Below are 8844 nucleotides of genomic sequence, written 5' to 3' on the forward strand. Positions count from 1 at the left end.
TTCAGAACAGCTCGTGCACGGGACCTTTCTGCCGGTGCGTCTCGGCGAACCAGAGCGAGAGGTAGTCCCTGGCCTGCCGCGTGATGAGGAAGGAGTTGCGCACGTACTCCCGTCCGGCCTCTCCCATTCTCCTGGCCATCTCGGGGTTGTTGAGATACTGCCGTATGCGGAAGGCGGCCCCGTCGACGGAATGCACGAGAAAGCCCGTGACCCCGTGGGCCACCTGAAGGGGAATGCCTCCCACCGCCCCGCCTATGAAGGGCTTGCCCTTCCACATGGCCTCCGAGACGGTGAGCCCGAACCCCTCCTTGACGGACTTCTGGAGGACCACGGTGGCCATGCGCTGCAGGGCGTTGACGTCCCTGTCGCTGAAGGGGGGCAGCAGCAGAATGTGTATGTCGGGGTCGTCCGCGGCGTACGAGCGCACTTCCTCCAGAACCTCCGCACCCTCGGGGTCGTCGGTGGCCGGACTGCCGGCCAGCACGAGGATGCAGTCGTTGTATTTCTTCACTATCTTGTACGCGTTGATGACGCCGATGGGGTCCTTGAACCGGTCGAACCGGGACACCTGAAGCAGAATGGGGCGGTCGCCGGGGATGCCCAGCCGCTCGGCGACCTCCCGTATCTCGTGCTCCGAGAGCTCCCGGTTTTTCTCGCTCAGGGGGTCGATGGATGGGGCGATGATGTACTCGGTGGTCGAGATGGCCCGCGTGAAACGCGCCACGGAGAAGATCGCCGCCAGGTACTTCTTGCAGTGCGCCTCGATTTGTTTGAACACGTCCGGGTAGGGATTGGACATGTCGATATGGCACCGCCAGAACCACTTTCCCCTCTTTCTGAAAGAGACCAGCGGTGCGGGCTGCGGGTCGTGAATGAGCACGGCGTCGGCGCCGAGGTCCAGTTTCTGGGCGTTCGCCCGGTTCACCTCGAGGTAATGCTTCCACATCTTCTCCGTGATGGCCTCGGGGTTGCCCTGAAGCGCGTTATGGACCTTCTTTGTTGTGTCGTAGAACCGGGCGTCGCCCTGGATGACCTCCCAGCGTGCATCGATGTCCAGGGACTGTATCAGGGGGATCATTCGCTGCAGTATCTCCGCCACCCCGCCCCCCTCGCGGGTGGAGTTGACGTGCAGGAAGGACCTTCCCCGGAGCTTCTTGCCCAGCTGCTTCAGAAGGAGAAGGTCCCTGTTGGGGGCGATGCCCGCGTATTGCGTTATCACTCGATAATCTCCATTTCCTTGCGCAGGCCGTCCTCCAGCATCTCGGCCAGGTGGGTGCGCACCCCCTCGAGGTTGTGCATGAAGGGGTCGATGGACCTGACGCAGTCGGCGAGCTCCTGGTTCTTGACGACCTCGGCTATCCACTTGGAGAAGTCGTCCTGCTCCTTGCGGAGCCTCACCCGGGCTTCGTAGTAATGGTAGTAGATGGAGCTTGCGTCGATGAACTTGATGGCCGTCAGAAACTCGGCCAGGTTCTTCGCCCGCACCCCCGCGGCGAAGACGAAGGAGACGGCCTCGCTGAAATAGAACTCGGCACCGGGCAGGACCGGCCTGGGGGCGGGAAACTTCTCCCTGTAGTCGTCCACCACCCTGAGGAGCTCTTTTCTGAGGGCGTCGGTGGATTTGAAGGAGAAGGAGTCGATATTGGCCAGGTACTCCGCCAGGGCTCTCTCCTCCAGGCTTTCGGCCGCCCACTGGGCGAAGTCATTGGTGTATTCCTGGACATGCCCCTTGGCGAAATACTGGTACGTATGGTGGAAGATGCTTTCCTCACTCACCGCGGCAATGCCTTCGCGAAGCTCATCCAGGGTGCTGGCCTTCAGGCCCGTCGTCTTGACCACCGTGACCACGTCCCTGAATATGAAGGACTTGTCCGGTTTCTTTCTGGCTCTCTGAGCCATGGAGTTTCCTCCTTCTGTCCTCTCCCGCTCCCCTCAGGGGCTGGCCGGGAGAGTCTTCTCTTCGCGGGGGTACGCGCGGGCGACGGCGCTCCCGTCCGGCTGGACCGTGTTGAGGAGAGCGTCCATGTTTTCCCGGAAGAGCCGGAACGCGGCCATCAACGGCCCGCTCAGGCGCTTTCTCCGGGGCATGTCCAGCGTAAGCGGATTGACGAAGTGCCCCCTGTGCTTCACGCGATAGTCCAGATGGGGGCCCGTGGCCATGCCGGTCATCCCCACGCGTCCGATGACCTGTCCCTGGGTGACGCCGGCACCCGTGCGAATGCCCCGCGCGATTGCCGAGAGGTGGCCGTAATAGGTCTTGTACTGGCCGCCGTGCTTGATGACGACGAGGTTGCCGTTGGCTCCCTTGTAGCCCGCAAACACGACGCTGCCGTCCCCCACTGCGGAGACCGGCGTGCCTTTCGGGGCGGCGTAGTCCACCCCCGGATGGGGCCGGTAGATCTTCAGTATGGGATGATACCTCCTCTTCGTGTATCCCGAGCTGATGCGCCTGTAGCTGAGAGGGGCCTTGAGGAACGTCCTCTGCAACGACTTGCCCTCCTGGTCGTAATAGGCCTCCCTCCCGTCGGCCTCGAAACGGTAGGCCCGGTAGGTCCTGCCGTCGTTGACGAACTCCGCCGACAGTATCCTGCCGAACCCCTTGAACTCGCCGTCGAGGTAGAGTTCTTCGACAACGAGCTTGAAGGTGTCTCCCCTGCGGAGGTCGGTGGCGAAATCTATGTCCCAGGCGAAGATGTCGGCCAGGCGAAGGGCAAGCTGGACGTCCTGCACGGAGTTGACGAGGTTGCCGTGAAGGATGCCGCCCGTGTGCGCGATGCGCCTTTCGTACTGGACGGCGGTCTTCTCGGCATGAAACCCCTCCTTCTTCCGGGAGACCTCGAGCCATGATGTGTCGTCAATGCGGTAGGCCAGGCGAAGGACGCGCTTTTTCGTATCCGTACGGATGCTGTACGGATGCCCCGCCGCGAGCATCCCGATGTCGTAAATCCCGGCACTGGCCTTCTCGATCATGTCCAGCTCCCCGATATCGAGGCCGAGCTTTTGGAAAAGGTCGAAGAAGGTCTCGCCGTTTTTCAGGACGCCTTCGGCCTCCTCCTCATGCGGGGTCTGGGCGCCGCCTTGCGCGCCGGGCTCCGCTCCGTGCATGACCCATGCGGCGGGTCCGGGGAAACCGCTTCCGAAACCGGAGGGGGAACGCACGTTGTTCAGGGCGAAAAGGGCCGCCGCCAGGACGAGACAAAACAGCAGGAAGCCGGTGCGTTTCTTGCTCATGATTCGTCAATTTTATATGAAAACGTCCCGGCTCGCAACACGCACGCCTTCCGGCACGGCGCCGTGCACTCGTGCAAGGACATGTGAAGGCCCGGGCCTACTCCGGTGAAACGCGGGCCTACTCCGGGGGAGAGCTTGTCTTTTTCCTCGTGGTTTTCTTCCGGGCCGCGCGCTTTTTCGGCGCGGCCTTCTTCACGGCCTTTTTCCTGGGGCGGGCCTTCTTGGGTGCCGCCCTCTTCCTGGCCGCCTTGGGTTTCCCGGGCTCGACGACGCCTATCTGGGACTCGAGCTTCTTCAGTCTTTCCACGAGGCTCATGGCGGTGGCGTCTTCCCGGGGGTCCTTCGACTCCCGGAGCAGGGTATAGGTGCGGCCCCCCAGTTCCGACATGAGCCTGTGGGCTCTGCTTTTCAGCTCGAAGGCGCGATACCGCCTCTTGCCCTCCTCCGTAAGGACGCCCGCCCTCTTCCTGACGGCATCGAATCCGCCGAAGACATCTTCCTTGATCCTGTCCCAGAAAGACATGTGCTCTCCTTTCTTTAGGCGTTGTCGTCGTCCACGGCTGCTCTTATATGCCTGAGGATGTTCGGAAGCGCCGAGGTGACCCTTTCCCAGGGGGGGATGAGGGGGACTCCGACGGGGTTGTCCATGATGATCTGGGCGGCCTTCTCTATGCCGCTGGTGAACGTCTCCACGGCCAGGCTTTCGTTATGCCGGTCGAAGGCCAGGCCGTTGACGGCCGCGTCGTCCTCGTAGCGTTTGAGGAAGTCCTGGGCTATGCGGACATAGGTGGCAAGGAGCGTTTTGAAAAAGCCCTCCGAGAAGATAATGCCCTCGGAGGCCAGGGTGCGGAAGATGGACTTCGAGATGTCTATGCACATCTTGTTCAGGCCCTTGGTGGCGTCCTCGGGAGAGAGGACCTGGTGCTTGTGCTCGTAGTTCTCGGCGATGTCGATCTGGCAGACCCTCCGCACCGACGTGTTGCGGTACACCTCCGCCAGCACGCCCATCTCCAGGCCCCAGTCCCCGGGGATGCGGATGACGCGCGAGAGGTCCACGTCGATGGAGAACTCTCCCGCCAGGGGATAGCGGAAGCTGTCGAAGAACTGCACCAGGGGCTGCTCCCCGATGATGGCGGAGATGGCCCTGAGCAACGGGGTCACCAGGAGCCGCGTCACGCGCCCGTGCATGCGGTCGGTGACGCGGCTGTAAAACCCCTTGCAGAAATCGTAATCCAGGTTCGGGTTGACCACCGGGTAGCACAGACGGGCCAGCATCTCCCTGCCATAGGTGAGGATGTCGCAGTCATGCAGGGCGATGACCCGCAGGTCCATCTGGGAAAGCACGTACCCGTAAGCCATCCAGGCGCTCTTGCCCTTTCCCTCTTCCCCGGGGGGCAGGTCGGCGGCCTCCAGGGCCCGGTAGATTTCCGTCAGCCGGGGCCCGTGGTTCCAGATGACGCGCGTGCTCTGGGGCAGCCCGGAGAAGAAGTCCCTGGCGTGCTTGAACTCCTCCTCGCTGGCCGGCCCCAGGGCGACGATGACCTGTTTGACGTATTCCACTTCCTTCAGGCGGGTGACGATTCCCTTGAGCGCCTCCCCCTGGAGTTCGGAGTACAGGGAGGGAAGTACGAGGGCCACGGGGCGCTCCTGGGAGTACCACTTCAGCTCGGACTCGATGCGCTCGAGCTTGCTCGCCCCCAGCCTGTGGAAGGTGGCAACAACCCCTGTCTGGTAGAAATCGGACATGCTCTCCTTTCCCCCCGGGACGTCTCGCGCCGCTAATGTAGCGTAGAACAAGTATAATTGCAAAACGGGGCGGGGTCAAGCGCGCGGCGGCGAGAATCCGGCACCGTGGTATAATCTCGTGTGCTGGTTCGCCTTTTCGGCGGAAACTCCGGATTGAAAGGTGAGGGCCTTTGATACCGTACAAGGACGACAACCCGACGCGCCGGCCTCCGGTGGTCACGCTGGCCATCATCGCCCTGAACGTCCTGGTCTTCATCATGGAGCTGGCCGGCAACATGCAAGCCATGGCCTTCAATTACGGCGCCATTCCCAAGGCCATGCTGACCTTGCAGTCCAACCAGCCCATTTCCCCGGTGCTGACCGTTTTTACCGCCATGTTCCTGCACGGAGGGTTTCTGCACATCGGGGGGAACATGCTTTATTTCTGGATATTCGGCAACAATATCGAGGACAAGCTGGGACACGGAAGGTTCCTGGTCTTCTATCTCCTGAGCGGCGTGGTCGCCGCCTACTCCAACGCCCTCGTGGACCCCACGTCCACCGTCCCCATGATAGGGGCAAGCGGCGCCATAGCCGGCATCCTCGGCGCTTACATCCTCCTTTTCCCCCGGGCCCAGGTCTACACCGTCATCATCCTGATCTTCTTCATCCAGATAGTGCGGCTGCCTTCCTTGATAGTCATAGGCTTTTGGATTATCATACAGGTCATTAACGGGCTGATGGCCTCCGGGGTGACCGGACAACATGCGGGAGTGGCCTGGTTCGCCCATATAGGGGGGTTTCTGTTCGGGCTGGGCATGATAAAGGTTTTCTTGAAGACCAGGAGGAGGTAAGCGCGCGGCGTGGTCGTTTCCTGTCCGAAGTGCAAGACGAAGCTCAGGGTCGGCGACGAGAAGATAAAGCCCGAAGGCACGCGCTTCCGGTGCCCCAAGTGTGGCGCCGCCTTCCGGGTGGCGCGCCCGCAGGGCGGGGCGAAGGCGCCGGACAGGAGGAAAGTGCTGGTGGCCCATGAGAAAGGGGAGGTAGTGCGGGCCGTGGAGGCCGCCCTGTCAAAGGCGAGCTACCGGGTGCTTCGGGCCTCCGACGGCGTGGACACCCTGGTCAAGGTGCTCAAGGAGCTTCCGTTTCTGCTCATCCTGGATGCGGCCCTCCCGAAGATAACGGGCTATGAGATTGCCCGGCGGCTCCGCGGCCGCCCCGATACGAAACCCCTCAAGGTGGTCCTGGTCAGCTCGGCGGACGACCCCCGGCGGGTGGCGAAGCGCCCGGCCTCCGCCCACGGCGTGAACGCCTACGTGGAGGAGAGCGACATACCGGCGAGGCTCCTTCAGGTGCTGCACGAGGCCCTCAGCGAGAAGCCCGCGGAGGTCGAACCGTCCCGTCCCGCCCCCGAGCCGCCCCCCCGGGCGGAGGGGCCCCCTGCCGGGGAAGACCCCGATGTCCTCCGGGCCAAGAGGCTTGCCCGCACGGTTCTTTCCGACATAGAGCTTTACAGCCCGGAGAAGGTTTCCGAGTCCATCCGGGACAACACCTTTCAGGCGGTCTTCGCCCAGGAGTTGAAGGAGGGGCTCAAGCACTACGAAAGCCGCATCCCGGTGGAAGTGCGGGGCCGGGGGAACTTCTTCCAGGACGCCATAGACGAGTTCATGGAGGAGAAGAGGCGGTCGCTGGGCATAGCGTAGAGGAGAAGGACGCTTTTCCCCGAGCAATTTCGAGCAAATTTCGTTAAAGCTCAGTAAAAAATCATTTAAGCCGCGTTTTGGTCTATCTCGCCTACTTTTTCTCTCCTCCGGCCCTTGCTCTCCTGCATGCAGTGCGTTATTATTAGCACTCATCGGGGAGGAGTGCTAACAATCTCTTAAACCTTATGCGAAAGGAGTGGAATCTCCATGAAGCTGAAGCCTCTCAAAGACAGAGTCGTGGTCAGTTACGCCGAGGAACCGGAGAAGACGTCCGGGGGAATCTATGTGCCGGACACCGCCAAGGAGCGTCCCCAGCAGGGTACGGTGGAGGCCGTGGGCTCCGAGGTCAAGGAAGTGAAGGTGGGCGACAAGGTCCTCTTTGACAAGTACACCGGCTCCAAGGTCAAGGTAGGGGACAGCGAGCAGCTCGTGGTAAAGGAAGAAGACATCCTTGCGATAGTCGAGGGATAAAGAAGGAGGAAGAAAACATGGCAAAGCAGCTGTTGTTCGACGAAATGGCCAGGAACGCCATCCTGAAGGGTGTCAACACCCTCACCGATGCGGTCAAGGCGACCCTGGGCCCCAAGGGGCGCAACGCCATCCTGGACAAGAAGTTCGGCGCACCCACCATCACGAAGGACGGCGTTACGGTGGCCAAGGAGATAGAGCTTGAGGACCCCTGGGAGAACATGGGCGCGCAGCTCGTGCGGGAGGTGGCCTCCAAGACCTCCGACGTGGCCGGCGATGGCACCACCACCGCCACCGTCCTGGCCCACGCCTTCTACAGGTCCGGCATGAAGAACGTCGTGGCCGGGGCCAACCCCATGGACATCAAGAGGGGCATCGAGAAGGCCGTGGACGGGGTGGTCGAGGAGCTCCGCAAGATGAGCAAGCCGGTGGTGGACAAGAAGGAGATCGCCCAGGTGGGCACCATCAGCGCCAATAACGACGCCTCCGTCGGCGAGCTCATCGCCGAGGCCATGGACAAGGTGGGCAAGGACGGCGTGATCACCGTCGAGGAGGCCAAGGGAATGGCCACCACCCTGGACGTGGTGGAGGGGATGCAGTTCGACCGGGGCTACATCTCCCCGTACTTCGTCACCGACCCCGAGAGGATGGAGTGCAACCTCGAAGACGCCTTCATTCTCATCCACGAGAAGAAGATATCGAGCATGAAGGACCTCCTGCCCGTCCTTGAGCAGGTAGCCAAGATGGGGCGCCCCCTGCTCATCATCGCCGAGGACATCGAGGGCGAGGCCCTGGCCACCCTCGTGGTCAACAAGCTTCGCGGCACCCTGCAGGTGGCGGCGGTCAAGGCCCCCGGGTTCGGCGACCGCAGGAAGGCGATGCTCGAGGACGTCGCCATCCTCACCGGCGGGCAGATGATCTCCGAGGACATCGGCGTCAAGCTCGAGAACGTCACCCTGGATGAGCTGGGCCGGGCCAAGAAGATCAGCATCGACAAGGAAAACACCACCATCGTCGAGGGCGCGGGCGACCCCGGCAAGATACAGGGCCGGGTCAAGCAGATCAAGGCCCTCATCGAGGAGACCACCAGCGACTACGACCGGGAGAAGCTCCAGGAGCGCCTGGCCAAGATCGTGGGCGGCGTGGCCGTCATCAACGTGGGCGCGGCCACCGAAACCGAGATGAAGGAGAAGAAGGCCCGGGTCGAGGACGCCCTGCACGCCACCCGCGCGGCCGTCGAGGAGGGCATCGTCCCCGGTGGCGGGGTGGCCCTGCTCAGGTGCATCTCCGCGCTGGAGAAGCTCAAGATCGAGGGCCACGACCAGCAGATGGGCGTGCGCATCGTCAAGGACGCCCTGCAGGAGCCCATCAGGCAGATAGTGAACAATGCCGGGCTGGAGGGCTCTCTGGTGGTGGAGAAGGTCAGCGCCTCCAAGGACCCCAACTACGGGTTCGACGCCCAGAACGAGGAGTACGTCGACATGATGAAGGCCGGCATCATCGACCCCACCAAGGTCACGCGCTCCGCGCTCCAGAACGCCGCCTCGGTGGCCGCCCTCATGCTGACCACGGCGGTCATGGTCACCGACATCCCCGAGGAGAAGCCCGAGGCCCCCGCGGGGATGCCCCCGGGCGGAATGGGCGGCATGTACTAAGCGCGAGGGACGACGTCCCCGCGTAAACCCCCTCCGGCGAGGGGGGCAGCAGCAGCCGGCGG

9 protein-coding genes are annotated in these 8844 nt (G+C 62.7%); 4 read left to right on the forward strand and 5 right to left on the reverse strand.

Features of this window, described 5'->3' with window-relative positions; translation table 11 throughout:
• Position 1: 1 nt before the first annotated feature.
• The 5 genes from P8Y39_01735 to P8Y39_01755 all read right to left on the reverse strand — a co-directional run bounded on the left by P8Y39_01735 (position 2) and on the right by P8Y39_01755 (position 4977).
• A complete protein-coding gene (locus P8Y39_01735) occupies positions 2 to 1219 on the reverse strand; it encodes a glycosyltransferase (GenBank protein ID MEJ2191058.1) in 1218 nt (405 codons plus the stop codon).
• A complete protein-coding gene (locus P8Y39_01740; protein ID MEJ2191059.1) occupies positions 1216 to 1899 on the reverse strand; it encodes a DUF5752 family protein in 684 nt (227 codons plus the stop codon). Before P8Y39_01740 ends, P8Y39_01735 begins: the two co-directional genes overlap by 4 nt.
• 33 nt (positions 1900 to 1932) lie before the next feature.
• Entirely contained in the window at positions 1933 to 3231 is a 1299-nt protein-coding gene (locus P8Y39_01745) for a peptidoglycan DD-metalloendopeptidase family protein (GenBank protein MEJ2191060.1), read from the reverse strand.
• Positions 3232 to 3349: 118 nt separating this feature from the next.
• A complete protein-coding gene (locus P8Y39_01750; GenBank protein MEJ2191061.1) occupies positions 3350 to 3754 on the reverse strand; it encodes a hypothetical protein in 405 nt (134 codons plus the stop codon).
• Positions 3755 to 3768: 14 nt separating this feature from the next.
• Positions 3769 to 4977 carry a glycosyl transferase gene (locus P8Y39_01755; protein ID MEJ2191062.1) on the reverse strand — a complete coding sequence of 403 codons (1209 nt, stop codon included), beginning with the start codon at positions 4975 to 4977 and terminating at the stop codon, positions 3769 to 3771.
• Between the two features lie 170 nt (positions 4978 to 5147).
• Between P8Y39_01755 and P8Y39_01760 the strand changes: the two genes are divergently transcribed.
• The 4 genes from P8Y39_01760 to groL all read left to right on the forward strand — a co-directional run bounded on the left by P8Y39_01760 (position 5148) and on the right by groL (position 8782).
• On the forward strand, positions 5148 to 5810 hold the full coding sequence (locus tag P8Y39_01760) for a rhomboid family intramembrane serine protease (protein ID MEJ2191063.1): 663 nt from the start codon (positions 5148 to 5150) through the stop codon (positions 5808 to 5810).
• Positions 5811 to 5819: 9 nt separating this feature from the next.
• Positions 5820 to 6659 carry a zinc-ribbon domain-containing protein gene (locus tag P8Y39_01765; protein ID MEJ2191064.1) on the forward strand — a complete coding sequence of 280 codons (840 nt, stop codon included), beginning with the start codon at positions 5820 to 5822 and terminating at the stop codon, positions 6657 to 6659.
• Positions 6660 to 6866: 207 nt separating this feature from the next.
• Complete coding sequence (locus P8Y39_01770) at positions 6867 to 7130, forward strand: co-chaperone GroES (protein MEJ2191065.1); 264 nt, start codon at positions 6867 to 6869, stop codon at positions 7128 to 7130.
• A gap of 17 nt (positions 7131 to 7147) precedes the next feature.
• Positions 7148 to 8782 (forward strand): chaperonin GroEL, encoded by a 1635-nt coding sequence (gene groL, locus P8Y39_01775; GenBank protein MEJ2191066.1) that lies wholly within the window; start codon positions 7148 to 7150, stop codon positions 8780 to 8782.
• Positions 8783 to 8844 lie beyond the last annotated feature (62 nt).

Source organism: Nitrospirota bacterium (assembly GCA_037386965.1).
In the GTDB taxonomy this organism is placed as follows: Bacteria; Nitrospirota; Thermodesulfovibrionia; order Thermodesulfovibrionales; family JdFR-86; genus JARRLN01.

Coding starts and splice junctions, on each gene's coding strand:
- P8Y39_01755 (MEJ2191062.1), bottom strand. CDS start 4,977: ATGTCCGATTTCTACCAGACAGGGGTTGTTGCCACCTTCCACAGGCTG.
- P8Y39_01770 (MEJ2191065.1), top strand. CDS start 6,867: ATGAAGCTGAAGCCTCTCAAAGACAGAGTCGTGGTCAGTTACGCCGAG.
- P8Y39_01745 (MEJ2191060.1), bottom strand. CDS start 3,231: ATGAGCAAGAAACGCACCGGCTTCCTGCTGTTTTGTCTCGTCCTGGCG.
- P8Y39_01750 (MEJ2191061.1), bottom strand. CDS start 3,754: ATGTCTTTCTGGGACAGGATCAAGGAAGATGTCTTCGGCGGATTCGAT.
- P8Y39_01740 (MEJ2191059.1), bottom strand. CDS start 1,899: ATGGCTCAGAGAGCCAGAAAGAAACCGGACAAGTCCTTCATATTCAGG.
- groL (MEJ2191066.1), top strand. CDS start 7,148: ATGGCAAAGCAGCTGTTGTTCGACGAAATGGCCAGGAACGCCATCCTG.